We start from the raw sequence: 26358 nt of genomic DNA on the forward strand, positions 1-26358 counted from the left end.
TTCAGCTGCGGGGTGGGGCGGCGCGCAGCGGGTCTGGCGCGCCGGTGGAGGCGAGGGCGGCGAGCTGCTCCGCCGGGGCGTCGTGCTCGAGGATCAGGTGCGTCAGCGCCCGCGCGGCGCCGAATGGGAAGGGCGCGCGGGTGCCGAGCTTGTCGGAGGTCATCATCAGCGCGGTCGCGCCGCTGGCGGTCAGCAGCGCCTGCTTCATGTCGCTGTCCGCCCGGTCGAATCCGGCGAGCGTGCCGTCGGGGCTGAGAGCACAGGCGCCGAGCAGGCAGAGGTCGATGGCATAGCGCGGCAGCTCCGCCAGCGCCCGCCCGTCGACGCAGCCGCCGATGGACGGATCGACGGCGCCGCCGAGGAGAAAGAGGGAGATGTCCTGCCGGCTGGAGAGTGCAGTGGCGGCGGGAAGCGAGTTGGTGACGACCCGCAGGCCGCTTCCCTGCGGCAGGTGGGCGGCGAGATGCGACGCGAGCCGGGCGGTGGTGCTGCCGCAATCGAGGAAGATGGTCTGTCCGGGCTGCACCAGTTCCGCCGCCCGCGCCGCCAGCGCCGCCTTGGCGGCCGGCTGCTCCTCGGCACGCGAGGCCAGAGGCGCGCCGGCGGGAGAGAGGGGCAGGGCGCCGCCGTAGACACGCTCGCACAGCCCCTCGGCAGCGAGGGCGCGCAGGTCACGCCGGATGGCATCCTCCGAGACTCCGAATTCGCGCGCCAGCTCGCCCGAGGAGACGGGCTGGCCCTGGCGAAGGCGGCCGGCGATCTCGTGGCGGCGTGAAAGGGGAAGGGAATCGTGCATGAACGTGCATTATCAGGCACGAATGGGGGAGCTCAAGCGGTATTCTGCGAAGAACTCGGGGTAGGGCGGCGGGAGGGGGAACGCCAGCGGGGCAAAATGAAAGCGGTGGGCTGGTGCGCTGGTCTCCCTCGTCGAGACGACCGGCGACATCACGAACAACCCTAATGGGACGGACAGGATATTCCCCGGCAAGCCGACGCGCTCCTGGCCCAGCCAGTCACGGCTGCGCATCCTCGGCGGAATGGAGACAGGGACGAGGCTGACGGAGGAGGAGATTTGCGGCCGATGCGACAGGCTGGCGGCGCCGCGGGGCGAGATCCTGAACGAGGCCCGCGGGCTCTGCTCAGCCTCCGCTAGAGCTTCCGCTCAGCGGCGCCGCGGCGCCGGCTGGGCGTCAGGCAGCTGGATGCGCGCCACCTGCTCGGCGATGGGCGCGACGGAGAGGGGGTGCGTCTCGGCGCTGTGCTCCTCGGGGTCACGCAGCAGCTGCCAGCGGCCCCGGGAATAGACCTCGAGACCCTTGTAGCGGGCCTTGTAGCCCATCTTCGGCGAGCCGGGCACCCAGTAGCCGAGGTAGACGTAGGGCAGCCCCATGTCCCGCGCGATCTCGACATGATCGAGGATCATGTAGTTGCCGAGCGAGTCCGCCTCGAAGTCGGGATCGAAGAAGGAATAGACCATCGACAGCCCGTCATCGAGCAGGTCCGTCAGGCAGGCGGCGCGCAGCGGCTCGCCGTCGGCGGCATATTCGATGAGGCGCGAGCGGATCGGCGTCTCCTCGATCATGGCGGAGAACTCGAAGACGTCCATGTCCGCCATGCCGCCATCGGCGTGGCGCGAGTCGAGGTACTTGCGAAAGAGCTCGTACTGGGCGTCCGTCGCCCAGGGCGAGGTCGCCCGGCGGCGCAGCGGCGCGTTGCGCTTGAGGACACGCTTCTGGCTCTTGGAGGGCGCGAAATCCGAGACGCGGATGCGCGCCGAGAGGCAGGCGGAGCAATCGGCGCAGGTCGGCCGGTAGAGGACGTTCTGAGAGCGGCGGAAGCCCTGCTTGGAGAGCGCGTCGTTGAGCTTCTCCGCCTCCTCGCCCTGCAGGGCGGTGAACAGCTTCCGCTCCATCCGGCCCGCGAGGTACGGGCAGGGCTGCGGAGCCGTCACGTAGAACTGGGGAGCGATGGGGAGGGAGTGGCGCATGTCGGCGGAGGAGAGGACTCGGGAGAGGGTGAACGTCGCCGGAGAGCCTAGCAACCGTGCTGCCCGGCGCCAAGCCCGTCCGACCCGACCATTTTCGGGGGGGCAATGTGTCGCTTGTCTTTGGGTGAGGTCCCCTTCCAAGGGATAGATCGGAAGGCGAATGGTGGAGGCATCCCCATGCTCGGTCCCCGTAGTGTGAGGTTCTACCCCCCCACCGCGTGACATCTCCGCCTTCCCTCGCCCGGTACGCGCCAAAGGCGCAGGGCCAGCGCCTGCCCGTCCCGGCGGGCTGGCGCTCTGGTGAAGCTGGGTGCTCCGCTTGGGCCGGGGAGGGGTGTGGCTGGCATAAAGCGCGCAGCTGGGCCGTAAATGCGCCACCCCACGGGCAGGCGCTCGCCCTGCGCTGGCGGTCGGTGTGCTTTGGGGAGGGCGGGGAAGTGGGTTGGAAACCCACCCCACGGGCTCCGGCGGGCGCTGGCTCTCCAACTGCGGGGGGAGCCGCGGGGGTCGGGGGGCACCGACGCCGGGGCGCCGGTACCCCCTGCCGCAATCACACCGGGCGGTTGATGGCGGCGGTGCCGAGGAGGTGGTCCGTCAGCCCCTGACGGCGGTCGGTGATGAGCATCAGCGCCACCGAGATCAGCTGCAGGGGCGCCATGGCGACCGAGACGGTGTAGCCCAGCGTGTGCAGGAAGGCGGAGCCGCCGCCCATCTTGCCGCCGTCGGCCTCGCGCAGCTGGATGCCCCAGAAGGCCATGCCGGGTGTCGCCGAGAAGGCGGCGATGGTGCCCCAGCGGTAGAGGAAGGAGACGGTCAGCCAGAGCGCCCCGAAGAAGAACACGCCGACGAAGGCGGTGAAGGGCAGCGCCAGGCATGTCAGCAGGAAGGTCGCCACGCCGTCGCCGATCCAGGCGAGCAGCCGCCGGCCGGGAACGCCGGCGTAGAAGTCGGGGCGGCGCTCCGGGTCGGGCAGGGCGGAGGCGAAGGCGTAGGATTGATCGGTCATGTCATCTGTCCGGGGTGGGGCGGCGGGCCCGGTCTTCGGGCCGCGCCGGGTGTCATCGATGGCTCAGGCGCCGTGCGGCTGGTTGCCGGACCATTGCCCTGCCTGCCAGCCGGGATCGCGCGCCGGCTCCTCGGTGGTCACGGGGCCGGTCACTGGGGCGGTCACGGGGCCCGCGACCTCCTCGGCATCCTCCACCTCGGCCGTGTGCGCCACGCGGGGCGCCTGCGGCTCGGGAGGCACGGCGATCACCTCTCCGTCACGGGCGGCCGGGGGCTGCGGCGCGGCGGCCGGCTGCGAGGGCTGCCGGCGCGGCGCGATCAGCGCCATGGGAGAGGCGGCGGCCCGACGCTGGGCGGCGGCACGCTCGGCGCGGCGCTCCATGAAGTTGTCGAACTCCGACTGGTCCTTGGAGGCGCGCAGGCGAGCGAGGAAATCCTCGAAGGCGCGCTGCTCCTCCTCCAGCCGGCGCATCATGTCGGCCTTGTAGGCATCGAAGCTTGCGTTGCCGCTGGGGCGCCCGGTCGAGCCGCGGGCCCAGTCGTCGGTCTCCGCCTCGGGGGCGACGTCCGCCACACCGGGGGCGCGGGAGCTGGCCCCTTGGCTGGCACCCACGGCGAGCCCGTTGAAGCCCTGCCAGATGAGCGCGCCGGCGAGCACCAGCCCGGCCAGGGCCTCATGCGCGAAACCGACGGAGATGGCGACGATGGCGTAGCCGGTGAAGAAGATCAGCGACAGCACGCGGAGCGCAAACTCCCGGTGCGGCCCGTAGAGCCCGCCGTTGAAGCCTTTCCAGGCGACGAGCAGCCCCAGCGCGAGGCCGGCGGGCCAGAAGGCGACGAAGGCCAGCACCGTGGCGACGATGGCAAAGGCCGTGAAGAAGATGATGGAGAGGACCTTCAGGGGGAAGGCCCCCTCGAACTCGGCCTCGTCAGGGGTGTGCTTGCGTCGCGACATGGGGAAATGCTCCAAAAAATGTCGGGGTGAGGGAACGCGGGCCGGCGCTGTGGCCGGCCCGCTCCTGGCTCAGTAATTCTGGCCTTGCGAGCCCTGGTCGTAGCCGCCGTCCTGCGGGGGCTGATAGGCTTGGCCCTGGTTCTGGTTCTGCCCCTGGGCGGACTGGCCGTTGCGGGCGCGGTCGCTCATGAACTGGTCGAACTCGGACTTGTCCTTGGCTTCACGCAGACGCTCGAGGAACTCCTCGAAGGCGCGCTGCTCGTCCTCGAGGCGCCGCAGCATGTCCTGCTTGTAGGCGTCGAAGGCGGAGTTGCCGGACGGGCGCATTGCGGCCCGGGCGGCGGACATCGAAGAGGTACGGCCGCGGTTGCAGGATTTGTTGAACATGCGCTTGCTCCAGATCATGTAGGCGAGAACGGCCAGGCCGACGGGCCAGAAGAAGACGAACCCTAGGACCATGACGGCGATCCAAGCGCCCTTGCCCTTGTCGTCGAGCCAGGCTTCCGCCTTGCGGAACCAGCTCAGATGCGTGCCCTCGGATTGGCGGGGCGGGGTGATATCGATCGAACTCATGTGTCGCTCCTCGCGTTTGCTGTAGATGTAAATCGCTTTCACATCTGGGATATGGGAACGCACGGGGCCCGGTCAAGACGCGATGTGAATGTTTTTCACATATGGGAGGAGGGGCCCGGTTTTCCCCCCTCTCGCGCGCCAAGGCGCTCGCGGAGCCCGATCAGGCTACGCCCGGCCTGCCCCTGCGGCAAGCGGCTAGGTGAAGTCGCCGGGCACGGCGCCGGAGAGGCGCAGGAGGTCGTCGGGCGCAATGGGGAAGATGTGCCGCGGCGTGCCGGCGGCGGCCCAGACCTCTTCGAACTCCGCCAGGCGCGGGTCGAAGAAGGCGTTGACGGCGGAGAGGTGGCCGACGGGCGAGACGCCGCCGATGGCGAAGCCGGTCTGAGCCCGCACCTCCTCCCCGCTCGCCCGCCGCAGCGGCTCCCCGGCGAGACCGGCGGCCTTCTCGGCGCTCACCCGGTTGCCGCCGGCGGTGAGGAAGAGATAGACGGCGCCGCTTTCCTCCCCCGCGAAGATGATCGACTTGGCGATCTGGTCGAGATGGCAGCCGGCGGCCTCGGCCGCCTGCTCCGCCGTCCGCGCCTCGCCCACCTCCACCGGGCGGCCGGGCAGACCGGCCTCTTCGAGGATGGCGGTGACGCGCTTGAGGCTCTTGCTCATGGGATTCTCCGTGGGTTTGCGGGGAGGGTCGCGCGTTTGGTTGGCGGAGGGAAGGTGGAGTGGGCGAGACCGGGGGCCAGCCCCCGGACCCCCGAGGTATTTCGGGCCAGATGAAAAGGGGGCGTGGGAGAGGTCGGGGTGGACGGCGAGACTTGGCTTGCCCCCCGCCTTCGCATGCGGAGGATCGCGATATGGTTCTCGATGGCTTTCTCAAACTGGAGCGGCAGGTGTGGGAGGCCCTGGTGGCCGGGGATGCGGCCGCCGATGCGGCGCTGCTGGCGGAGGAGTTTCTGGGGGTCTATTCCTCCGGCTTCTCGGACAGGGCGGGGCATGCGGCGCAGCTTGAGGGCGGGCCGAGCGTTGCGGACTACCGGCTCAGCGAGGCGCGGCTGATGGAGCTGGGGCCGGGGCGGGTGCTTCTGGCCTATCTCGCGACCTTCCGAAAGGTGGGCGAGGCGCGCGAGGAGGCGATGTATGTCTCCTCGATCTGGGAGGAGCGCGGCGGGACGTGGCTGAACGTCTTCAGCCAGGACAGCAGCACCGCCGATCCCGCGCCGGTCTGAGGGCAGCTGGGCGCGCAGCCGGCGCGGCTTGACCCTGCCGGCCCCGCCCGCGCAGAAAGGCCGCCATGAACCTCTCCGACAGATTGACCCGTACGCCCCGCCCCTTCGATCCCGACCGGGGCGCGGAGGTGCTGGAGGCGCTGCCGGGCCTTCCGCCTGAGCTGCGAGAGCTGGTCGCCGGGGCGGCCGGGTGCAGCCCCTACCTGCACGGGCTGATCCGGCGGGAGGCGGCGTGGCTCGTCGAGGCCGTGGAGGCGCCCGAGGCGGCGCTGGAGGCGGTGCTGAACGGCGTGCCGGAGGTGGCGCCGGAGGCACTCTCCGCGGGTCTGCGGCAGGCCAAGCGGCGGCTGGCGCTGATGGTGGCGCTGGCCGATCTCGGCGGCGTCTGGGCGCTGGAGGAAGTGACGGGCTGGCTGACGCGCCTCGCCGACGCGGCCTGCGAGGCGGCGCTGGCGGCGGAGGTGGCGCGGGCCGTGCGGCGCGGCAAGCTGCCCGCCAGCGCGGCGGAGCGCAGGGGCGGCGGGCTGACGCTCTTCGCCATGGGCAAGATGGGGGCCGGGGAGCTCAACTACTCCTCCGACATCGACCTCATCGCGCTCTTCGACGAGACCGCCCTGCCGGAGGCCGACTTCGACGAGGCGCGCGCCGGGCTCGTCCGCATCACGCGGGCGGCGGCGAAGATGCTCGGCGAGATGACGGCGGAGGGCTACGTCTTCCGCACCGACCTGCGGCTGCGGCCTGATGCCTCGGTGATGCCGGTCGCGCTGTCGATGGGCGCCGCCGAGCAATATTACGAGAGCGTCGGCCGCTCGTGGGAGCGCGCCGCCTGGATCAAGGCGCGCCCGGCGGCGGGGGACCGGGAGGCGGGCGAGCGCTTCATCGAGACGCTGCGGCCCTTCATCTGGCGCCGGCACCTCGATTTCGCCGCCATCGAGGATGCCCATGACATCCGCCAGCGCATCCGCGACCACAAGGGCCTCGGCGGGCCGCTGACGCTGGAGGAGCATGACGTCAAGCTGGGGCAGGGCGGCATCCGGGAGATCGAGTTCTACGTGCAGACCCGCCAGCTCATTGCCGGCGGGCGCGACCCGTCACTCCGCGTGCGCGGCACCGTCGAGGGGCTGGGCCGGCTGGTCGCCGCCGGCTGGATCCCGCAGGAGACGGCGGAGCGGCTGGCGGCACATTACCGGGCGCACCGGGAGGTCGAGCACCGGCTGCAGATGCTCCACGACACGCAGACGCACGCGCTGCCCGGCTCCGCCGAGGGCTTCGCGCGGCTGGCGGCCTTCATGGGCCGCGAGGTGGGGGAGCTGCGGGCGGAGCTGGAGGCGCGCTGCCGCGAGGTCTCCGAGCTGACGGAGGGGTTCTTCGCGCCGGGCGCCACGCCGCCGCCGCCGCCGTTGCCCGACTACGCGCGGGAGATCGTGGCGCGCTGGCCCTCCTACCCGGCGCTGCGCTCGCCGCGCGCCGGGCAGATCTTCCGCCGCCTGCAGCCGGAGCTTCTGGCGGCGCTGGCAGGTGCCGCCCACCCGCAGGAGGCGCTGGGCTCCTTCGATGCCTTTCTCAACGGCTTGCCGGCTGGGGTGCAGCTCTTCTCGCTCTTCGATTCCAACCCCGAGCTGACGCATCTGATCGCCGATATCGCCGGCACCGCGCCGGCGCTGTCACGCTACCTCTCCGCCAATGCCGGAGTGCTCGACGCCGTGATCGGCGGCAGCTTCTTCGCGCCCTGGCCGGGGGCGGCGGGGCTGACGGAGCTGTTCTCCGCCACCTTGGCGCGGGGGGCCGACTACGAGACGGTGCTCGACCGGGCGCGGGTGCTGGCGAAGGAATGGCACTTCCGCGTCGGCGTCCACCACCTGCGCGGGCTGGTGACGGCCGAGGAGGCGGGGGCGCAATATGCCGACATCGCCGAGGCGAGCCTCTCCGCGCTCTGGCCGCACGTGGTGGCGGAGTTCGCCGCCAAGCATGGGAGCCCGCCGGGGCGGGGGGCGATGGCGCTGGGGATGGGCAGCCTCGGGGCAGGGCGGCTGAATGCCGGATCGGACCTCGACCTGATCGTCATCTACGACGCGGCCGGGGTGGAGGAATCGGAGGGCAGGCGCCCGCTGCCGGCGCGAACCTTCTACGCCCGCCTCGCCCAGGCGCTGGTAACGGCGATGACGGCGCCGACGGCGGAGGGCAAGCTCTATGAGATCGACATGCGCCTTCGCCCCTCCGGCCGGCAGGGGCCGGTGGCGACGGCGCTCTCGGCCTACAAGGCCTATCAGGCGGAGGAGGCCTGGGTCTGGGAGCATCTGGCGCTCACCCGCGCCCGTGCGGTGGCCGGGGAGGCGGAGCTCGGCGCAGAGATCGAGGCCTTCCGCGAGGCGCTGCTGGGCCGGCAGGCGGATTCCGCCGGCATCGCCCGGGAGGTCGCCGAAATGCGCGCGCGGATCGCCGCGGCCAGGGGCGCCGGGGCGCTGTGGGACGCCAAGACGGGCCCCGGCCGGCTCCTCGACATCGAACTGGCGGCGCAGATGCTGGGCCTGATGGCGGGCTCGGCGGAGCGGACGACGGCGGGCCAGCTGGAGGCCGGGCAGGCGGCCGGGCTGATCGAGCCGGGCGAGGCGGAGGTGCTGGAGAGTGCCCACCGCCTCTTCTGGCGCCTGCAGGCGACGGGGCGGCTCCTTACCGGGGGCCGGCCGGAGCCGGAGGAGCTGGGCGAGGGCGGGCGGCGGATGCTGCTGCGCGAGACGGCGGAAGATGCTATGGAGGATCTGGAGGCGACGATGCGGGCCCGCGGCGCGGCCGCGGCGGAGATCATCGACGCCCTGATCGCCCGGGCGGGCCAGACATGAGAGGACAGGCGCATGGCTGAGACGGCACAGAACGATCCGCAGGGTCTGATCCGGGAATCCTACCGGATCGAGGGGATCACCATCGAGCAATGCCGCTCGATCTTCTTCGACTGGGCGATGTCCCTGCCCGAAGGGGCCGAGGCGCGCCGCGTCATCCCGGGGCTGCTGGAGCAATACGGCGACGAGGGCCACCCGATGACGGCGGTGCTTCGCGACGGCCTCGAAGCCCCGCCGGAGCCGAAGCGCCGCGGTGGCCGCTCGGCCCGGGTCGAGTAGGGGGTCACTTCCCCCGGGGCCACGTAGGGTGGGTTTCCAACCCACCTCCCCCTCTCCACCGGGCGCACCCCTCTCACGCGCAGGGCGAGCGCCGGCCCGTGGGGTGGCGCTCCGACGGTGGAGCTGCGCACTTTATGGTGCAATCACCTCCCCGCTCCGGGCGGAGCACCTGGCTCAACCAGAGCGCCAGCCCGCGGGACGGGCCGGCGCTCGCCCTGCGCCTTTGGCGCGCACCGGGCGGGGGAGAAGCTCGGGCCGGTCACCTCCGTATGGCGAAGGTGGGTTACAAACCCACCCTACGAGACGGAACCTACGGCGCCCGTAACCCTACCGGGAGAGCGCCGCCGCTTCGGCCGCGAGCGCCTCGATCCCCGCCCAGTCCTCGGCGGCGATCATGTCCTTCGGGGCCACCCAGGAGCCGCCGACGCAGAGCGTGTTGGGGAGCGCCAGGTAGTCGGGCGCGTTCTTCAGGCTCACCCCGCCCGTCGGGCAGAAGCGGATCTGCGGCAGCGGCGAGGCGAAGGAGCCCAGCGCCTTGGCGCCGCCCGCGGCCTCGGCCGGGAAGAACTTCATCGTCTTGTAGCCGCGCTCCAGCAGCGCCATCGCCTCGCTCGCCGTGGCGGCGCCGGGCAGGAGCGGCAGGTCGTTGGCCTCGCAGGCCTCCAGCAGCCGCTTCGTGGCGCCCGGGGAGACGCCGAAGCTGGCGCCCGCCTCCTTGGCCTTCTCGACATCCTCGGCCGTCAGCAGCGTGCCGGCGCCGACGACGCCTCCGTCGACCTTGGCCATCTCGGCGATGGCCTCCAGCGCGGCGGGGGTGCGCAGCGTCACCTCCAGCGCCGGCAGGCCGCCGGCGATCAGCGCGCGGGCGAGGCCCTCGGCTTTCGAGGCATCGTCGAGCACCAGCACCGGCACCACGGGGGCGAGCTGGCAGGTGCGGGCGGTGAGTTCGGAGGCGTGTTCGGGGGTCATCAGGATATCCTCAGAGAAGGGAGCAGGCGCCGGTCGTGGCGAGCCCGGCATTGCGGCGGAACACCTCGAAGAGCTCGCGCCCGAGGCCGGTCTGGTTGGCGGAGAGGTCCGGCTCGGCCGGGCTGCGCCCCGTCAGGTCGGCCAGCACCTCCAGCGTTCCGGTCGAGGTGTCGAGGCGCATCGGGTCGCCGTCTTGGATCAGCCCGATCGGGCCGCCATCGGCCGCCTCGGGCGAGACATGTATCGCCGCCGGCACCTTGCCGGAGGCGCCGGACATGCGCCCGTCCGTCACCAGTGCCATCTTCAGCCCCCGGTCCTGCAGGACGGAGAGCGTCGGCGTCAGCGAGTGCAACTCGGGCATGCCGTTCGCCTTCGGCCCCTGAAAGCGGACGACGACGATGGTGTCCTCGGTGAACTCCCCGGCGCGGAAGGCGGCCTTGACGCTCTCCTGGTCGTGGAAGACCCGCGCCTTCGCCTCGATCACCCGCCGCTCCGGCGCCACGGCGGAGACCTTGATGACTGCCCGGCCGATATTGCCCTCCAGCTGCACCAGCCCGCCCGTCTTGGCGAAGGGGTCGGAGACCGGCCGCAGGATCTTGTCGTTGTGGCTGACGCCCTCGCCCGGCTCGTAGGTCAGCCGGCCGTCCTTCAGCTTCGGCTCCTCGGTGTAGCGGGAGAGGCCGGTGCCGGCGACCGTCTCGACCTCCTCATGGAGGAGGCCTTCCTCCAGCAGATCGCCGATCATGTACTGTAGCCCGCCCGCGGCATGGAAGTGGTTCACGTCCGCCAGACCGTTGGGATAGACCTTCGCCATCAGCGGCGTGATCGCCGAGATGTCGGCGAAGTCCTGCAGGTCGAGGATCACCCCGGCCGCCCGCGCCATCGCCGGCAGATGGAGGACGAGGTTGGTCGACCCGCCCGTCGCCATCAGCCCGACGATGCCGTTCACGAAGGCCCGCTCGTCGAGGATGTGCCCCACCGGGCGGTAGTCGTTGCCCAGCGCCGTGATCTCGGCGGCCCGCGCCACGCCGGCGACCGTCAGCGCCTCGCGGAGCGGGGTATTCGGGTTGACGAAGCTGGCGCCCGGCATGTGCAGGCCCATGAACTCCATCAGCATCTGGTTGGTGTTGGCCGTGCCGTAGAAGGTGCAGGTGCCCGGCCCGTGGTAGGAGGCCATCTCGGCGGCCATCAGCTCCTCCCGCGTCGCCTCGCCGGAGGCATAGCGGTTGCGCACCGCCGCCTTCTCGTCGTTCGGCAGGCCGGAGGTCATGGGGCCGGCGGGGATGAAGACGCCGGGGATATGCCCGAAGGAGGCGGCGGCGATGATCAGCCCGGGGACGATCTTGTCGCAGACGCCGAGGTAGAGCGCGGCGTCGTAGGTGTTGTGGCTGAGGCCGACGGCCGCGGCCATGGCGATGACATCGCGCGAGAAGAGCGACATCTCCATCCCCGTCTGCCCCTGCGTGACGCCGTCACACATCGCCGGCACCCCGGCGGAGACCTGCGCCGTCGCCCCCACCTTGCGGGCCGCCTCGCGGATCACCTGCGGGAAGGTCTCGAACGGCTGGTGCGCCGAGAGCATGTCGTTGTAGCTGGTGATGATGCCGAGGTTCGGCGCCCGCCCATCGGCGAGGCTCTCCTTGTCATCGCCCATCGCGGCATAGGCATGAGCCTGGTTGCCGCAGGCGAGGTGGCCGCGGTTCGGCCCCTGGGCGCGGGCGGCCTCCAGCCGGGCGAGGTAGGCGCCGCGCGGCCCTTCGGAGCGGGCGCGGATACGTTCGGTGATGTCCGTGAGTTTCGGATGGAGCGGCATGGGGCTTGTCCTTTCCGAGGAAGAGATGCGTCGGGCGGATCCCTAGCAAATGACGTTAGCGCTAACAAGGCGCTCAGGCTTTCGCGCCCGCCAGTGGCGGGGTAGGAGGGCGCATCATGGAAGATCTTACATCTGTCTACCCTACCGTCCGGCTGATGCCCAAGGCGGAAGCGCGCGCCATCCGCCACGGGTTCCCCTGGGTCTATGGCAATGAGCTGGTTCTCGACCGGCGGACGAAAAATCTGGCACCCGGCAGCTTCGCGGTGCTGGAGGATGCCAACCGCACGCCGATGGGCGTGGTGACGGTGAACCCCGAAAGCCGCATCGCCGCCCGGATGATGGACATGGACCCGGCCGCCGAGATCGGACCCGCCTGGCTGCGCGAGCGGCTGGCGGTGGCGCTGGCCCACCGGGCGCGGCTCTACGAGGCGCCCTTCTACCGGCTCGTCCATGCCGAGGCCGACCGCCTCCCCGGCCTGATCGTCGACCGTTTCGGCGACATCGCCGTCATGCAGCCCAACGCCGCCTGGACGGAGACGATGGCGGAAGAGATCGCCGCGGCCCTGGTGGAGATCGCCGGCGTCACCACGGTGATCAAGAACGGCACCTCGCGCGGCCGTGCGCTGGAGGGGCTGGCGGAGGAGACGGCGGTGCTCGTCGGCACCGCGCCGGCCGCGCCCGTCCCCGTGCCGATGAACGGCGCCACCTATCTCGCCGACCTGATGGAGGGGCAGAAGACTGGCCTCTTCTACGACCAGCGGCCCAACCATGCCTTCGCCGCCGGGCTGGCGCGGGGCGGCCGGGTGCTCGACGTCTTCGCCCATGTCGGCGGCTTCTCCCTCGCGGCGCTCGCCGCCGGGGCCGAGGCGGCGCTCGCGGTGGACTCCTCCGCCCCCGCGCTGGCGCTGGCGGGGCAGGGGGCCGAGGCCTCCGGCACCGCAGCCCGCTTCGCGAGCCGCCAGGGCGAGGCCTTTGCGGTGATGGAGGCGCTGGCGGCCGAGGGCGAGCGCTTCGACCTCGTCGTCTGCGATCCGCCCGCCTTCGCGCCCAATAAGGCGGCGCTCGACAAGGGCCTGCGCGCCTACGAGCGGGTCGCCCGGCTCGCGGCGCCGCTGGTGGCCGAGGGCGGGTATCTCTGCTGCTGCTCCTGCTCCCATGCCGCCGATCTGGCCAACTTCCGCGCCGCCACCGCGCGCGGCATCGGCAAGGCCGGCCGGCGCGGGCAGCTGATCCATACCGGTTTCGCGGGGCCGGATCATCCGCAGCTCCCACAGCTGGCGGAGAGCGGCTACCTGAAATCCGTGGTCTTCCGGCTCTAGATGGTGCGCGCCGTCCTCGACGCCTGCGTCCTCTATCCGACGGTCATGCAGCGCATGCTGCTCGGCGCCGCCCGCGCCGGGCTCTACGAGCCGCGCTGGTCGCCCCGGATCGAGGAGGAATGGGCCCGCGCCGCCGCCCGCAAGGGGCAGGAGGCCGCCGCCCGCGGCGAGATCGCCCTCGCCGCCGCCGCCTTCCCGCGCGCCCGCGTCAGCTGGCCGCCGGAGCTGGAGCGCCGCCTCTGGCTGCCCGACCCGGCGGACGTGCATGTCCTCGCCGCCGCCATCGCCAGCTCGTCGGATGTCATCGTCACCTCCAACGCCAAGGACTTCCCGCGCAACGTCCTCGCCGACGAGGGCCTCTCCCGCGCCGACCCCGACGCGCTGCTCCTCGGCTTCCACGAGGCCTCGCCGGAGCCGATGCGTGCCGTCGCCGAGGAGGTCCTCGCCGAGGCCCGCCGCCTCTCGGGCCAGGAGTGGCAGATGCGCGCGCTCATGAAAAAGGCGCGTCTCCCCCGTCTCGGCAAGGTACTGACCTAGCCGCCGGGGCCCACCGCCCCCCTGTCTTTGGTCCAGAAAATCCCGGAGGGCTCCGGGGGGCTGGCCCCCCGGTCCCTCAATCTCAGCTCTCGCGACACTCGGCCTTGTCAGCCCCGCCGGTTCAGCCCAACCGGCTCAGCCCCGGTGGATCCAGCCCCCGCCGAACACCCGCGTGCCCTCGCCGGCGTAGAAGACGCAGGCCTGCCCCGGGCTCACGCCCTCCTCGGCGAGTGCCAGCTCCACCTCCGCCTCGCGCGGCCCGGTCGGGCGGACGATGGCGTCCACCGGTGCCTTGGTGGAGCGCACGCGCACCCGCAGGTGATACTCGGCCTCATCGGTGAAGGCGCCGTCACCGAGCCAGTTCACCTCCTTCACCGGGATGCGCCGCACCGCGAGCATGTCCCGCGAGCCGACGACCACCTGCCGGCTGTCGACATCCAGCCGGACGACGTAGAGCGGCTCCGACAGGCCGCCGATGCCCAGCCCGCGCCGCTGGCCGATCGTGTAGTGGATCACGCCCTCATGCGTGCCCAGCACCCGCCCGTCGGCATGGACGATCTCTCCCGGCTGCGCCGCCCCGGGGCGGATCTTCTCGATCAGCTTGGCGTAATCGCCGTCGGGCACGAAGCAGATGTCCTGGCTGTCAGGCTTGTCGGCGACGCCGAGCCCGTAGCGCTGCGCCAGCGCCCGCGTCTCCGCCTTGCTCTTGAGGTGGCCCAGCGGGAAGCGCAGGTAGGCCAGCTGCTCCTTCGTCGTCGAGAAGAGGAAGTAGCTCTGGTCGCGCGCCTCGTCGGCGGCCATGTGCAGCTCCGGCCCCGCCGGCCCGTCGAGGCGGCGGATGTAATGGCCGGTGGCCATGCAGTCGGCCTCGAGGTCCTTCGCCGTGCCAAGCAGATCCTGGAACTTCACACGTTCGTTACAGCGGATGCAGGGCACGGGCGTGGCCCCGCCAAGGTAGCTCTCGGCGAACTCGTCGATCACCGCCTCGCGGAACATGTTCTCGTAATCGAGCACGTAATGCGGAAAGCCCATCGCCTCGGCGACCCGGCGGGCATCGTGGATGTCCCGCCCGGCGCAGCAGGCGCCCTTCTTGGCCAGCGCGGCGCCGTGATCGTAAAGCTGCAGCGTCACGCCGACGACGTCGAACCCCTCCTCGGCCAGCTGGGCGGCGACGACGGAGCTGTCGACGCCGCCGGACATGGCGACGACCACGCGGGTGCGGGCAGGGGCGCGGGCGAAGCCCAGCGCGTTGGGGGCGGTATCAAGCGGCATTTCGGAATCCTTGGCAATGGCCCGGAATATAGGAAAATCCTCTTTATCTACAAGCGCACCATTTACGACCCGTTAACGCTCTTTCGACGAATGTCCGCCCTGCAAACGATCCACGGAGGGGTGAGATATGTATTTGCGCAAGGTGGACGGCCCCCGCGCCGTCCAGCTGCCGGATGGCAGCTATCTGTCGCGGGCGGATCTGCCGCCGCCCGACACGCGGCGCTGGGTGGCGTCGCGCAAGGCTGCGGTCGTCAAGGCGGTCAAGCACGGCCTCATCGGAAGGGAGACGGCGATGGAGACGTACGCCCTCTCGGACGACGAGTTCGAAAGCTGGGTCCGCGCCGTCGAGGTCCATGGCGAGGCGGCGCTGAAGGCGACTGCCCTCAAGCGGTATCGACAGGCTTAAAAGGTCGACCTGTGGCGGTTCTTTCGGTAACGTAGGGTTAACCATATACGGTTTACTCTCCTCGTGCTGCTGAAGGAACGGAGGGCTGCATGCGCGTGTTACTAGTTGAGGACGATCCTACCACGTCCAAGTCTATCGAGTTGATGCTGACCCACGCCAACCTCAACGTCTATGCGACCGACATGGGCGAAGAGGGGATCGATCTGGCGAAGTTGTACGACTACGACCTGATCCTCTTGGATCTGAACCTGCCGGACATGACCGGGCACGAGGTTCTTCGCCAGTTGCGCGTGTCCCGCGTGGACACGCCCATTCTGGTGCTCACGGGCGACGATGCGACTGAAAGCAAACTGAAAAGTTTCGGCTTCGGCGCGGATGACTACCTGACCAAGCCCTTCCACCGTGAAGAGCTGATCGCGCGCATCCACGCCATCATCCGCCGCTCCAAGGGGCATGCGCAGTCGATCATCAAGACCGGCCGCATCACGGTGAACCTCGATGCCAAGACGGTCGATGTCGACGGCAGCCCGGTGCACCTGACCGGCAAGGAGTACCAGATGTTCGAGCTGCTCTCTCTGCGCAAGGGCACCACCCTGACGAAGGAGATGTTCCTGAATCACCTCTACGGCGGCATGGACGAGCCGGAGCTGAAGATCATCGACGTCTTCATCTGCAAGTTGCGGAAGAAGCTCTCCCAGGCCACCGGCGGCGAGAACCATATCGAGACGGTCTGGGGCCGCGGCTACGTGCTGCGCGATCCCGATCCGGCCAACGCCGGCGAGACGCAGCTGGCCGTCGGCGCCTGATCCGCGGCGCCGGGCGCGCTCTGCACATCCCTCGGGGCCCCATGTGCAGACGCGCCCGCGCCCGCCGAGACGCACCGGAAGGTGCGGCGAGGGCCACCGCCACGGGCCGGCCACCCTCAGCAGCGCGAGTCTGGACGGCCCGCCGGCCCCGGCCTAGACCTTCCCCGGAAGGGGCCATTCCTGGCCGGACGTCGGAGGGATCATGACGAAGGCGGAGGCAGGCGCTGAGGACTGGCCGGGGCGCGAGACGCCGCAACTCCCGGTCGCGGATCTCTCGGCCGACCAGGCCGCCGAAGAGCTCGCCCGCCTCGCCGATCTCCTCGGCCAGGCCAACGCCGCCTATCACGGCGCCGACGACCCGGTCATAGACGACGCCGCCTATGATCGTCTCAAGCGCCGCAACGCCGAGATCGAGGACGCCTTCCCCGAGCTCAAGCGCACCGATTCCCCCACCGAACAGGTGGGCGCCGCCCCGGCGGAGGGCTTCGGCAAGATCACCCACGAGATGCGCATGCTCTCGCTCGGCAATGCCTTCACCGACGAGGACATCGCAGATTTCGACCGTTCCGTCCGCCGCTACCTCGGCCTGGCCTCTGACGCGCCCCCGCTCAGCTACACCGCCGAGCCCAAGATCGACGGCCTCTCCCTCTCCCTTCGCTACGATAAGGGCCGCCTCGTCTACGCCGCCACCCGCGGCGACGGCACCACCGGCGAGAACGTCACCGAGAATGCCAAGACCATCGACGAGATCCCGCAGCAGCTGACGGGCGCTCCGGATGTCCTTGAAGTGCGGGGCGAAATCTACATTCGCCACGACGATTTCGCGGCCCTCAACACCCGCCTCGCCGAGGCTGGCCAGCGCACGCTCGCCAACCCGCGCAACGCCGCCGCCGGCTCCCTCCGCCAGCTCGACGTCTCCGTCACCCGGGACCGCCCCCTGCGCTATTTCGCCTATGCCTGGGGCGTCACCTCCGAGCCGCTGGCGGAGACGCAATCCGCCGCCATCGAGCGCCTGAAGGCGCTCGGCTTCCAGACCAACCCGCTGACCCGCACCTGTGCGGGCCCGGAGGAGATGCTGGCTGCCTATGCCGAGATGGTCACCGCGCGCCCCGACCTCGGCTATGACATCGACGGCGTCGTCTACAAGGTCGACGATCTCGCCCTGCAGGCCCGCCTCGGCTACCGGTCCACCACGCCCCGCTGGGCCATCGCCCACAAGTTCCCCGCCGAGCTGGCGTGGACGCGGCTCGAGGCCATCGACATCCAGGTCGGCCGTACCGGCGCCCTCTCCCCCGTCGCCCGGCTCGCGCCCGTCACCGTCGGCGGCGTCACCGTCTCCAACGCGACGCTGCACAACGAGGATTACATTGCCGGTCGCGCCTCCTCCGGCGAGGAAATCCGCGGCGGCAAGGATATCCGCCCCGGCGACATGGTGCAGGTCTACCGCGCCGGCGACGTGATCCCCAAGATCGCCGATGTCGACCTGACCAAGCGCGCGGGTGACGCGAAACCCTACCGCTATCCCGAAACCTGCCCCGAATGCGGCTCCCCCGCCGTCCGCGAGCCGGGCGACGCCATCCGCCGCTGCACTGGCGGCCTCATCTGCCCGGCACAGGCGGTCGAGAAGATGCGTCACCTCGTCTCCCGCGCCGCCTTCGACATCGAGGGCCTCGGCGCCCGGCAGGTGGAACAGTTCTTCGCCCTCGGCTGGATCCGCGAGCCGGCCCACATCTTCACGCTGGAAGAGCGGGACGGGCAGGGCGACAAGGCCGTCACCGACATTTCTGAGAGCCTGGGGCGGCAGGTCTCCAGCAGCGGCGAGCCCGGCGCGGAGGCGGCGGTCATCGAGCGCTACCGCACCATCCTCGCCCCCCTCGGCGAGCCGGTGATGGAGGAGAGCCTTTCGGGCGTGGCCGAGGCTGTCCGCCGCCTCTCCACCCGGCCGCTCGCGAAGACGAAGGGCTGGGGCGAGAAGAGCACCGCCAACCTCTTCGCCGCCATCACCCAGCGGCGCACCATAGAGCTGGCGCGCCTGATCTTCGGGCTCGGCATCCGCCATGTCGGCGAGGTCGCCGCCGGCGATCTCGCCCGCCACTACGGCACATGGAAGGCGCTGGTCGAGGCGATGGACATCTCCCGCCCCGCCGCCCGCACCCACCGCAGCGCCGACGAGGCGGAGCGGGAGGAGCGCGTCGCGGCAGACGCGGAGGGCCGCCGCGCCCGCATCACCGAGGCGCGCGAGAAGGCGGCGGCGGAGGCCGAGGCAGCCGTGGTCGCCCGCGCCGCGTGGGATGACCTGAAGGATGCCGACGGCATCGGCCCCGTGCTCGCCCTCTCCCTCTCCGACGCCTTCGCCAATGCCGACGAACGCGCCTCCATCGACCGGCTGGCGGAGCTTCTGGAGATCCTGCCGGCCGCCAAGCCCACCTCCGACAGCCCGGTTGCCGGAAAGACGCTCGTCTTTACCGGCACGCTGGAGAAGATGACCCGCGCCGAGGCCAAGGCCCGGGCGGAGAGCCTCGGCGCGAAGGTCGCCGGCTCCGTCTCCGCCAAGACAGACCTGTTGGTCGCGGGCCCCGGTGCCGGCTCCAAGGCGAAGAAGGCGGCGGAGCTCGGCGTCGAGGTGATCGACGAGGATGGCTGGCTGGCGCTCATTGGCGATGGCTGAGGAGAGCGCGCCCGCCAAGGCCCCTGCGCGGGGCCGGCCGGAGGTGCTCTGGCCGCTTTTCGCCAGCCTCACCACGCTCGACGGGATCGGCGACAAGACGGCCGCGCTCCTCGCCCCCGCGGGCATCGAGAAGCCGCGCGACATGCTCTACACCCTGCCGCATACCGGGGTGGACAGGGCCATGCGGCGCACAGTCCGGGGCCTGACCTTTCCCACCACCGCCACGCTGCAGGTGCGCATCGGCGCCCACCACGCCCCCCGCGTGAAGGGCCGCCCGCATCTCGTGGAGGTGGAGGACGAGGAGACGAGCTTCCACCTCGTCTTCTTCCACGCCGGCAGCGGCTGGCTGATGCGCCAGCTGCCCCCCGGCGAGACGCGCGTCGTCTCCGGCAAGCTGGAGCTCTACGACGGCGTGGCGCGCATGGTGCATCCAGACCACATCGTCTCCCCCCGCGCGGCGGAGACGATCCCCCCATACGAGCCGGTCTACCCTCTGGTGCAGGGGGTGACGCAGAAGCTGATGTTCCGCGCCACCCGCTCCGCCCTCGGCCTCGCGCCCGACCTGCCCGAATGGGCGGACAAGGCGCTGGTGGCGCGCGAGGGCTGGCCGAGCTGGCGCGCGGCGATTGGCCTCGCCCACAGCCCCGTCGGGGCCCAGGCGCTCGACCCGGCGGATCCGGCGCGCCGGCGCCTCGCCTATGACGAGTTCTTCGCCCACCAGATGACGCTGGCCCTCGCCCGCGCCAAGGCCCGCCGCGGCAAGGGCCGCCCCTCCACCGGCGACGGCCGCCTGCGGGAAAAGGTGCTGGCCTCGCTGCCCTACACGCCCACCGGCGCCCAGCTGCGCGCGGGGGAGGAGATCGCCGCCGACATGGCCTCCGGGACGCGGATGAACCGGCTCCTGCAGGGCGACGTCGGCTCCGGCAAGACGCTGGTCGCGCTCCTTGCGCTGCTCAACGCCGTGGAATCGGGCGGGCAGGGGGCGCTGATGGCCCCGACGGAGATCCTCGCCCGCCAGCACGCCGCCGGCCTCGCCCCGCTGGTCATGGCCGCCGGCGTGCGGATGGAGCTGCTGACGGGGCGCGACACCGGGCAGGCGCGGGCGGAGAAGCTCGCCGCCCTCGCCGAGGGGCGCATCCAGATCCTCGTCGGCACCCACGCCATCTTCCAGGCGGAGGTGACCTTCCGTGACCTGCGCCTCGCGGTGGTGGACGAGCAGCACCGCTTCGGCGTGCGCGAGCGGATGGGGCTGGGCGCCAAGGGACGCGCCGCCGACATGCTGGTGATGACGGCGACGCCGATCCCCCGCTCGCTGGCGTTGGCGCAATACGGCGACATGGATGTCTCGGTGCTGGACGAGAAGCCCCCGGGCCGCAAGCCGATCACCACGGCCATGGTCTCCACCGGTCGCCTGGGCGAGGTTCTGGAGCGGCTGACGACGGCGCTGGACGAAGGCCGGCAGGTCTACTGGGTCTGCCCGCTGGTGGAGGAGAGCGAGACGTCCGATCTCGTGGCGGCGGAGCAGCGCTTCACCTGGCTGCGGGCGCGGCTGGGGGAGGGGCGCGTTGGCCTCGTCCACGGCCAGCTCCCCCCGGCGGAGAAAGACGCCGCCATGGCGCGCTTCGCCGCCGGCGAGACGGGCCTCTTGGTAGCGACGACCGTCATCGAGGTCGGCGTCGACGTGCCCAATGCCTCGATCATGGTCATCGAGCAAGCGGAGAGCTTCGGCCTCGCTCAGCTCCACCAGCTGCGCGGCCGGGTGGGGCGGGGTACGGCGGAGAGCACCTGCCTGCTCCTCTACCGCGCGCCCCTCAGTGAGACCGCCCGCCGCCGGCTGGAGATCCTGCGGCAAAGCGAGGATGGCTTTCGCATCGCGGAGGAGGATCTCGCCATCCGCGGCTACGGCGATCTCATCGGCACCGCCCAGTCCGGCATGCCCCGTTTCCGCATCGCGGACCCGGAGCGACAGGGCGCCCTCATGAAGCTCGCGCAGGACGATGCCCGCGCCCTTCTCGCCGGCGATCCGGAGCTGACGAGCTCCCGCGGAGAGGCCGCCCGCACCCTCCTTTGGTTAACCGAACAAGACCGGGCGATCCGCCTGCTAGGAGTTGGTTAACGGTTCTGTGCCTCTTTGTTCTCCGATGTTCTCACAAAGTTCTTTACAGAATCAGAACAATGTGAGAACAAGTTTCCAGCAAGGGGTTGGGAGAGCCGAAGATGGCACAGCGCGTGAAGCAGATGATCACCCGTGCGGAGCAGAGCTGGCTCGGCGACGCGGTCGGGGCACTCGGTCTTTTCGCGCTGCTGTTCGCGGCACTCTTCCTCTCCGGCACCTGAGTTTTCTGCCTGGCGAGTCTCGCAGGAAGACCTGGATCCAAGCGGCGCACTGCCTTGCGCCGCGCCTGAAGCTGCCTCTTCGGGTCCTGTCCCCCGGGTCTTTCGTCCCCACGAGATCGCTGCCTGCCGCCGCCGCCCCCTGCCCGGGCGGCGGCGGTTTTTTCATCCGCCGGGGCCCGATCCCCCGGATCCCTCTTCATCTGGCCAAAAATACCCTCGGGGGTGTGGGGGCAGCGCCCCCACGCGAGGCCGGAAACCCCGCGCCCCCGTCAGAGCTTCTGCGCGATCCCCCGCGCCAGCACCGCCAGCACCAGCACGCCCAGTCCCAGCGGCACCGGTGTGCCGTTGAAGGCCAGCCCGATCGGCCCGGCGATCAGCGTCGCCGCCACCGTGCCGAAGGCGGTGATCATCGAGGCCGCCATGCCGGCGACATGGCCGAGCGGCTGCAGCGCAAGCGCGTTGAGGTTGCCCATGCAGAGCCCCATCTGGAAGAAGATGGAGATCAGCCAGAGGTAGAAGAGCGGGAAGTGCCAGCTTTCCGGCGCCCAGAGCCAGCCCGCCAGCATCAGCGCCACCAGCCCGATCTGCGCCCACATCATGCCGCGTACCACGTTGCCCATGCCGACGCGCCCGACGATCCGGGCGTTCAGCGGCCCGCCCATGGAGGCGATTACCGCCACGCCGCCGAACCAGAGCGGAAAGCTCTCGCCGAGGCCGAAGGAGGCCTCGAAGAGCTGCTGGATGGAGGAGAGCGTGGCGAAGAGCATCGCGAAGATCAGCGCCTGCAGCGCGGTGGAGCGGCGGGCGAGTGGCTCGCGCACCACTTCGAGGAAGGCGGTCTTCAGCGGTGTGAAGCGCAGCTCCCGCCGGCGGTCCGCGGGGAGCGTCTCCTCGAGGCGGCTGACCATCCATATCGTGGTGGCCAGCGAGAAGATCGCGAGGAAGGCGAAGATGCCGCGCCAGTCGGCGAGGAAGAGGATGCCGGTGCCGAGGAGCGGCGCCAGCGCGGTGAGCAGCGCGAAGATCATCATCACGAAGGAGAGGAGGCGCGCCATCTCGTTCCCCTCGAAGCGGTCACGCACGCAGGCCAGCGCGATGACGCGGGGCGCCGCGGCGCCGAGGCCCTGCAGCACGCGCGCCGCCAGCATCCAGCCCAGCGAGTGGGACATGGTGGAGAGGAAGGCGCCGGCGAGGTAGAGCCCGGCGCCGATCAGCATCGCCGGCTTGCGGCCGATGGAATCGGAGAGCGGGCCGGCGAAGAAGGTGCCGAGCCCCATGCCGAAGAGGAAGAAGGTGACGATCAGCTGCGCCTTGTTCGGCTCGCCGGGCGACAGCGTCTCTGCGATGTAGGGCAGGGCGGGCAGCATCGAATCGACCGACAGGGCGACGGTCGCCGTCAGCGCCGCCATCAGCGCGATGAACTCGAAGCGGCCCATGCCGGTGCGCCGGGCGACGGATGCCTCGGAGGTCACGACGCCTCCGTCCCTTCGATCTCGGCGATGACCTGGCGCCAGAGGTCCGGCGGCTGCGCACCGGGGACGACATGGCGCTCGGCGACGATGAAGGTCGGCACGGCGGTCACGCCCATGCCGCGGGCCTGCACGTCGAGATCGCGGATCTCCGCCTCGTCGGCGCCGGAGGCAATGAGGCGCAGGATCATCTCCCGATCCATCCCCCACTCGGCGCCGATATCGGCCAGCACCTCGGCATCGCCGATGTCGCGCCCGTCCTGCCAGTAGGCGGTGAAGAGGCCGGAGACGACCGGGGTCGCCCGCCCCTCCAGCGTCGCCCAGTGGATCAGCCGGTGCGCGTCGAGCGTGTTGGGGATGCGCGTGATCTTGTCATGGTTCAGCGACACGCCGGCCTTGGCCGCATGCTCATCGATCACGGCGTAGGAGCGGGCCGCCGCCTCCTTGCCGAACTTCGCCTCGAGATAGGCGCGCCGGTCGGCGCCCTCGCGGGGCATGTCGGGGTTGAGCTGGAAGGGCCTCCACGTGAGCTCGAATGGGTTCAGAACCCCCTCCAGAGCTTTGAAGAGGTTGGCCTTTCCGATGTAGCACCAGGGGCAGACCGGGTCTGAGAAGATGTCGAGCCGAACCATGGGCGGCCTTTCCGGGCTTGAGAATGTGGGGGGCACCCCGCGCGGCTGGCCGCCGGGGCGCGCTTCGCCCTGTTTAGGCGCGGGCGCGGGGGCTGTCCAATGCGTGCCATTGCCTCAGGGGCAAGCCGCGCCCTATAGAGACGGCCATGACCCTCGAAGAGAACGGCTCGATCCTGCGCCTTGCGCGCGAAGGCGGCGGCGACGAGCACGCGCTGCCGCTCGACCTCGGCGCGCGCGTGCGAGAGCTGCGCAAGGCCCAGGGCTGGACGCTGGAGCAGGCGGCGAGCCAGGCCGGGCTGGCCCGCTCGACGCTCTCCAAGATCGAGAACGGGCAGATGTCCCCTACCTACGATGCTCTGAAGAAGCTGGCGACGGGGCTGCAGATCTCCGTCCCCCAGCTCTTCACGCCGCCGTCGCGCGGTCAGGTGACGGGGCGCATGGTGACGACCCGCGCCGGGGAGGGGACGGCGCATCCGACGGCGACCTACGAACACGAGCTCCTGTCCGCCGGCATGACCCGCAAGCAGATGCTGCCTTACCGGGCCCGGGTGCGGGCGCGGCGGATGGAGGAGTTCGACGGCTGGGTGCGACACGACGGAGAGGAGTTCCTCTACGTGCTGACGGGGGTGATCCGCCTCTACACCGAGTTCTACGAGCCGGTGGAGATGAAGCGCGGCGACAGCGCCTATTACGACGCCTCGATGGGCCACAACGTGGTGTCGGTGAGCCCGGAGGACGCGACGATCCTGTGGGTGACGTCGCTCGGCTGAGGCTGCCGCGGGGAGCGGAAACCATATGGTTTCCGCCTGCGGGAAATCGCCGCCCGCCCGGCCTCACTCCTCGTCTTCGGGGTCGTCGAGCTCGCCCGCGATCTCGCGCTCGTCCATGTTCTCAAGGAAGTCGCCCAGCTCCTCCTCGGCCTCTTCCTCGTCGAGGCTCTCAACCTCGGCGAGGTAGGCAAGGAAGCCCGCCTCGTCGCCATCCATCTCTTCCAGCTTCTCCTCGTCCATGTCGGGCCAGCGAGCGAGGATGAAGGGAATGGATTCCTGCCAGTTCTCTTCGATGCGTGTCCATTTCATCGGGATGTCTGCCTTGGCTGCGTTTGAACAGGAAGAAACCGGGAGCGAGCCCCCGGTTCCATGGCATTGCATTGATTCTGGAGCGCCGGCCAGAGGGGGCGCCGCGGCGCCTATTCGGCGGCTGCCGCTTCCGACCACCAGACATCCGGCAGCCAGCCCGGCCAGTCCCCGAAGAGGGGAATGCGGTCGGGGTGAGCCAGCTCCGCGTTGTAGGCGATATACGTGTTGTTCCACTGGTAGATCGGGATCACGTAGCGCCCGGCCATCAGCGCCCGGTCCAGCGCCTTGGCGGCGGCGTAGAAGTTGTCCTGGCTCTCGGCGTTGAGCAGCTCGTCGATCATCGCGTCCACCGCCGGGGAGGCGACGCCCATGGCGTTGCGCCCGCCCGTCTCCGCCTGCTCGGAGCCGAAGTAGAGGTACTGCTCGTTGCCCGGGGAAAGCGACAGGCCGACCCGGTAGTAGGTCATGTCGAACTCGTATTCCTGCGTGCGCTCGGTGAACTGGGCGCTGTCCGCCTGCTCGACGCTGACGTCGATGCCGATCCCCTCGACCGCCTGCTCGAAGATATCGACCATCGCCTGCTGCTCGGTCACACCCGTCTGGGTGAGGATCTCGAAGGAGAAGGGCTCGCCGTCAGGCCCGGTCATCACGCCGTCCTGCACGGTGTATCCGGCCTCCTCCATCAGCTCCAGCGCCCGCGCCACGCCGGGGCGGTTGCGCTCCGTCCCGTCGGAGACGGGCAGGGCGTAGCCTTCCAGCGCGCCGGGATAGAGCTCTTCGGCGAAGGGCTCCAGCAGTTCGGCAACCGTGCCCTCGGCGGGGGTGCCGGGGGTCATCCCGAGGGGAGAGTTGGAGAAGTAGGAGGTGATGCGCGGCTGCTGGGCGCCGGTCATCGTCTCGTTGATGAACTCGAAGTTCCACAGCTCGATCATCGCCTGCCGCACGCGCCAGTCCTCGAAGGGCTCGCGGCGGGTGTTCATGACGAAGCCGGTCATGCCCGAGGGGCGCGAATGGGTGAAGGTCTCCTTGGTGACCTCGCCACTCTCGACACGCGGGAAGTCGTAGTTGCTCTCCCAGCGGGCGACGTTGAACTCGCGGGTGAAGGTCACCTCGCCGGTCTTGAAGGCTTCGAAGGCGGCCGTCTCGTCCCCGAAGAACTCGATGCGGTAGCTGTCGAGGTTGTACGTGCCGCGCCGGAACGGGATGTCCCAGCCCCAGTAATCGGGGTTGCGCTCGAGCTCGAGATACCGGCCCGGCTCGAAGTCACCGATGATGTAGGGGGAGGAGACGATAGGCACGATATCCGTGCCGCCGGTCTCGGCAAAGTCCACGCCCTCCCACTGCGCCTTCTTCAGGATCGGGCGGAGGCCGGCGAGCAGCGGCAGTTCGGGGTTCTCCTCCGAGAAGGTCAGGCGGACGGAGCGCTCGCCCGTCTCCTCGATGCTCTCCACCTGGCTCCAGAAGCCGGCGTAGCGGCCGTGACCCTCCGTCCCAAGCGTCTCGAAGGACCAGATGACATCCTCCACCGTGACGGGGGAGCCATCCTGGAATTCGGCGGCGGGATTGAGGGTGAATTCCACCCAGTCGCGATTCGGTCCGACCTCGATCGATTCGGCGAGAACGCCGTAGAGCGTGAAGGGCTCATCGAGCGTGCGGCCCATCAGGCTCTCGCCGATGACATAGCGCAGCTGCCACGGCACGTTGCCCTTGCGGACCCACGGGTTGAGGGAATCGAAGCTGCCCACGGTCGCCTCCACGAGGCTGCCGCCGATGGGCGCCTCGGGGTTGGCGTAGGGCAGGGCCTCAAAATCCTGTGGCAGGGCCGGCTCGCCATACATGGATATGCCATAGCTCGGCTCGGCCACGGCTGCGCCGGACCCGGCCACGAGGCCGCCGGCGATGGCCGCCGCCGCGAGGTTGCTGAAAAGTCGCCTGTCGATCATGTCGCCCGCTCCGGCTTGTTCAGGTTCGTTGACGGGAGCCTAGGACGGCCCTCCTTTAATTACAAACTTTTAGCTTGGAGAGCGGCGCGAGATTGCCTATAAGAGGGTCACTGCTCGATAGGTTTCTTGCCTGTATGAAACCTGCCTCAATAACTCAACGCCCGCCTCGTGCGGGCGTTTTTTTATTGGGGTTTTAGGAATTGCAGCGGGCCTCTCGCCGCCTGCGGGGAATCGGCCCCCCGGGCGGAA

The 26358-nt window shown here is 70.3% G+C and carries 23 protein-coding genes and 1 pseudogene; 11 read left to right on the forward strand and 13 right to left on the reverse strand.

Annotated features, from left to right (window positions below; translation table 11 throughout):
• Position 1 precedes the first annotated feature (1 nt).
• Positions 2-796: a DeoR/GlpR family DNA-binding transcription regulator gene (locus tag GY170_RS07785; protein ID WP_163891776.1), complete on the reverse strand. Its 795-nt coding sequence runs from the start codon at positions 794-796 to the stop codon at positions 2-4.
• A 118-nt stretch (positions 797-914) separates the two neighbouring features.
• Between GY170_RS07785 and GY170_RS18705 the strand changes: the two are divergent.
• A pseudogene (locus GY170_RS18705) lies at positions 915-1028 on the forward strand (NAD(+)--rifampin ADP-ribosyltransferase); the annotation flags it as partial.
• Between the two features lie 134 nt (positions 1029-1162).
• Here GY170_RS18705 and GY170_RS07795 read toward each other — a convergent pair.
• The 5 genes from GY170_RS07795 to GY170_RS07815 all read right to left on the reverse strand — a co-directional run bounded on the left by GY170_RS07795 (position 1163) and on the right by GY170_RS07815 (position 5180).
• A complete protein-coding gene (locus tag GY170_RS07795; protein WP_163893758.1) occupies positions 1163-1987 on the reverse strand; it encodes an arginyltransferase in 825 nt (274 codons plus the stop codon).
• 550 nt (positions 1988-2537) lie between these two features.
• The gene (locus tag GY170_RS07800) at positions 2538-2993 is read right to left on the reverse strand and encodes an RDD family protein (protein WP_163891779.1); all 456 of its coding nucleotides are present in this window, start codon (positions 2991-2993) and stop codon (positions 2538-2540) included.
• A 63-nt stretch (positions 2994-3056) separates the two neighbouring features.
• Complete coding sequence (locus tag GY170_RS07805; protein ID WP_203531238.1) at positions 3057-3947, reverse strand: DUF2852 domain-containing protein; 891 nt, start codon at positions 3945-3947, stop codon at positions 3057-3059.
• A gap of 69 nt (positions 3948-4016) precedes the next feature.
• Entirely contained in the window at positions 4017-4520 is a 504-nt protein-coding gene (locus tag GY170_RS07810) for a DUF2852 domain-containing protein (RefSeq protein ID WP_163891781.1), read from the reverse strand.
• Between the two features lie 195 nt (positions 4521-4715).
• Complete coding sequence (locus GY170_RS07815) at positions 4716-5180, reverse strand: YbaK/EbsC family protein (RefSeq protein WP_163891784.1); 465 nt, start codon at positions 5178-5180, stop codon at positions 4716-4718.
• Positions 5181-5371: 191 nt separating this feature from the next.
• Between GY170_RS07815 and GY170_RS07820 the strand changes: the two genes are divergently transcribed.
• From GY170_RS07820 to GY170_RS07830, 3 genes are all read left to right on the forward strand, one after another.
• Positions 5372-5743: a DUF4440 domain-containing protein gene (locus GY170_RS07820; RefSeq protein WP_163891787.1), complete on the forward strand. Its 372-nt coding sequence runs from the start codon at positions 5372-5374 to the stop codon at positions 5741-5743.
• A gap of 65 nt (positions 5744-5808) precedes the next feature.
• Positions 5809-8583: a [protein-PII] uridylyltransferase family protein gene (locus GY170_RS07825; protein WP_163891790.1), complete on the forward strand. Its 2775-nt coding sequence runs from the start codon at positions 5809-5811 to the stop codon at positions 8581-8583.
• A 12-nt stretch (positions 8584-8595) separates the two neighbouring features.
• Positions 8596-8859 carry a hypothetical protein gene (locus tag GY170_RS07830; RefSeq protein ID WP_163891793.1) on the forward strand — a complete coding sequence of 88 codons (264 nt, stop codon included), beginning with the start codon at positions 8596-8598 and terminating at the stop codon, positions 8857-8859.
• Positions 8860-9186: 327 nt separating this feature from the next.
• Here GY170_RS07830 and eda read toward each other — a convergent pair whose 3' ends face one another.
• Both eda and edd read right to left on the reverse strand, forming a co-directional pair.
• Positions 9187-9828: a bifunctional 4-hydroxy-2-oxoglutarate aldolase/2-dehydro-3-deoxy-phosphogluconate aldolase gene (eda, locus tag GY170_RS07835; protein WP_163891797.1), complete on the reverse strand. Its 642-nt coding sequence runs from the start codon at positions 9826-9828 to the stop codon at positions 9187-9189.
• Between the two features lie 10 nt (positions 9829-9838).
• A complete protein-coding gene (edd, locus tag GY170_RS07840) occupies positions 9839-11641 on the reverse strand; it encodes a phosphogluconate dehydratase (RefSeq protein WP_163891799.1) in 1803 nt (600 codons plus the stop codon).
• Positions 11642-11757: 116 nt separating this feature from the next.
• Here edd and GY170_RS07845 point away from each other — a divergent pair, with 116 nt between their 5' ends.
• Together GY170_RS07845 and GY170_RS07850 are read left to right on the forward strand one after the other, a co-directional pair.
• Positions 11758-12960: an RSP_2647 family RNA methyltransferase gene (locus GY170_RS07845; protein WP_167803306.1), complete on the forward strand. Its 1203-nt coding sequence runs from the start codon at positions 11758-11760 to the stop codon at positions 12958-12960.
• A gap of 3 nt (positions 12961-12963) precedes the next feature.
• Positions 12964-13497 carry an RSP_2648 family PIN domain-containing protein gene (locus GY170_RS07850; RefSeq protein WP_163893761.1) on the forward strand — a complete coding sequence of 178 codons (534 nt, stop codon included), beginning with the start codon at positions 12964-12966 and terminating at the stop codon, positions 13495-13497.
• A gap of 135 nt (positions 13498-13632) precedes the next feature.
• Here the strand turns inward: GY170_RS07850 and mnmA are convergent, their stop codons facing one another.
• Complete coding sequence (gene mnmA, locus GY170_RS07855) at positions 13633-14769, reverse strand: tRNA 2-thiouridine(34) synthase MnmA (protein WP_163891802.1); 1137 nt, start codon at positions 14767-14769, stop codon at positions 13633-13635.
• A gap of 127 nt (positions 14770-14896) precedes the next feature.
• Here mnmA and sciP point away from each other — a divergent pair, with 127 nt between their 5' ends.
• The 4 genes from sciP to recG all read left to right on the forward strand — a co-directional run bounded on the left by sciP (position 14897) and on the right by recG (position 20765).
• On the forward strand, positions 14897-15175 hold the full coding sequence (sciP, locus tag GY170_RS07860) for a CtrA inhibitor SciP (RefSeq protein ID WP_163891805.1): 279 nt from the start codon (positions 14897-14899) through the stop codon (positions 15173-15175).
• An 89-nt stretch (positions 15176-15264) separates the two neighbouring features.
• Positions 15265-15981 carry a response regulator transcription factor CtrA gene (gene ctrA, locus GY170_RS07865; RefSeq protein ID WP_163891807.1) on the forward strand — a complete coding sequence of 239 codons (717 nt, stop codon included), beginning with the start codon at positions 15265-15267 and terminating at the stop codon, positions 15979-15981.
• 202 nt (positions 15982-16183) lie between these two features.
• On the forward strand, positions 16184-18649 hold the full coding sequence (gene ligA, locus GY170_RS07870) for an NAD-dependent DNA ligase LigA (RefSeq protein ID WP_163891809.1): 2466 nt from the start codon (positions 16184-16186) through the stop codon (positions 18647-18649).
• Entirely contained in the window at positions 18642-20765 is a 2124-nt protein-coding gene (gene recG, locus GY170_RS07875; RefSeq protein ID WP_163893763.1) for an ATP-dependent DNA helicase RecG, read from the forward strand. The genes ligA and recG overlap by 8 nt, the downstream gene beginning before the upstream one ends.
• Before the next feature lie 490 nt (positions 20766-21255).
• On the opposite strand, the gene GY170_RS07880 is transcribed toward recG, so the two are convergent.
• Positions 21256-22458, reverse strand: a complete 1203-nt coding sequence (locus GY170_RS07880; RefSeq protein WP_235937813.1) for a multidrug effflux MFS transporter — start codon at positions 22456-22458, stop codon at positions 21256-21258.
• The gene (locus GY170_RS07885) at positions 22455-23087 is read right to left on the reverse strand and encodes a DsbA family oxidoreductase (RefSeq protein WP_163891812.1); all 633 of its coding nucleotides are present in this window, start codon (positions 23085-23087) and stop codon (positions 22455-22457) included. The genes GY170_RS07880 and GY170_RS07885 overlap by 4 nt, the downstream gene beginning before the upstream one ends.
• A 146-nt stretch (positions 23088-23233) precedes the next feature.
• Here GY170_RS07885 and GY170_RS07890 point away from each other — a divergent pair, with 146 nt between their 5' ends.
• Positions 23234-23857: a helix-turn-helix domain-containing protein gene (locus GY170_RS07890; protein ID WP_163891816.1), complete on the forward strand. Its 624-nt coding sequence runs from the start codon at positions 23234-23236 to the stop codon at positions 23855-23857.
• A 63-nt stretch (positions 23858-23920) separates the two neighbouring features.
• Here GY170_RS07890 and GY170_RS07895 read toward each other — a convergent pair whose 3' ends face one another.
• Both GY170_RS07895 and GY170_RS07900 read right to left on the reverse strand, forming a co-directional pair.
• Positions 23921-24166, reverse strand: a complete 246-nt coding sequence (locus GY170_RS07895; RefSeq protein WP_163891819.1) for a hypothetical protein — start codon at positions 24164-24166, stop codon at positions 23921-23923.
• A 110-nt stretch (positions 24167-24276) separates the two neighbouring features.
• A complete protein-coding gene (locus GY170_RS07900) occupies positions 24277-26109 on the reverse strand; it encodes an extracellular solute-binding protein (protein WP_394351484.1) in 1833 nt (610 codons plus the stop codon).
• Positions 26110-26358 lie beyond the last annotated feature (249 nt).

It is taken from the genome of Pseudoroseicyclus tamaricis (assembly GCF_012070395.1).
Classification (GTDB): domain Bacteria; phylum Pseudomonadota; class Alphaproteobacteria; order Rhodobacterales; family Rhodobacteraceae; genus Pseudoroseicyclus_A; species Pseudoroseicyclus_A tamaricis.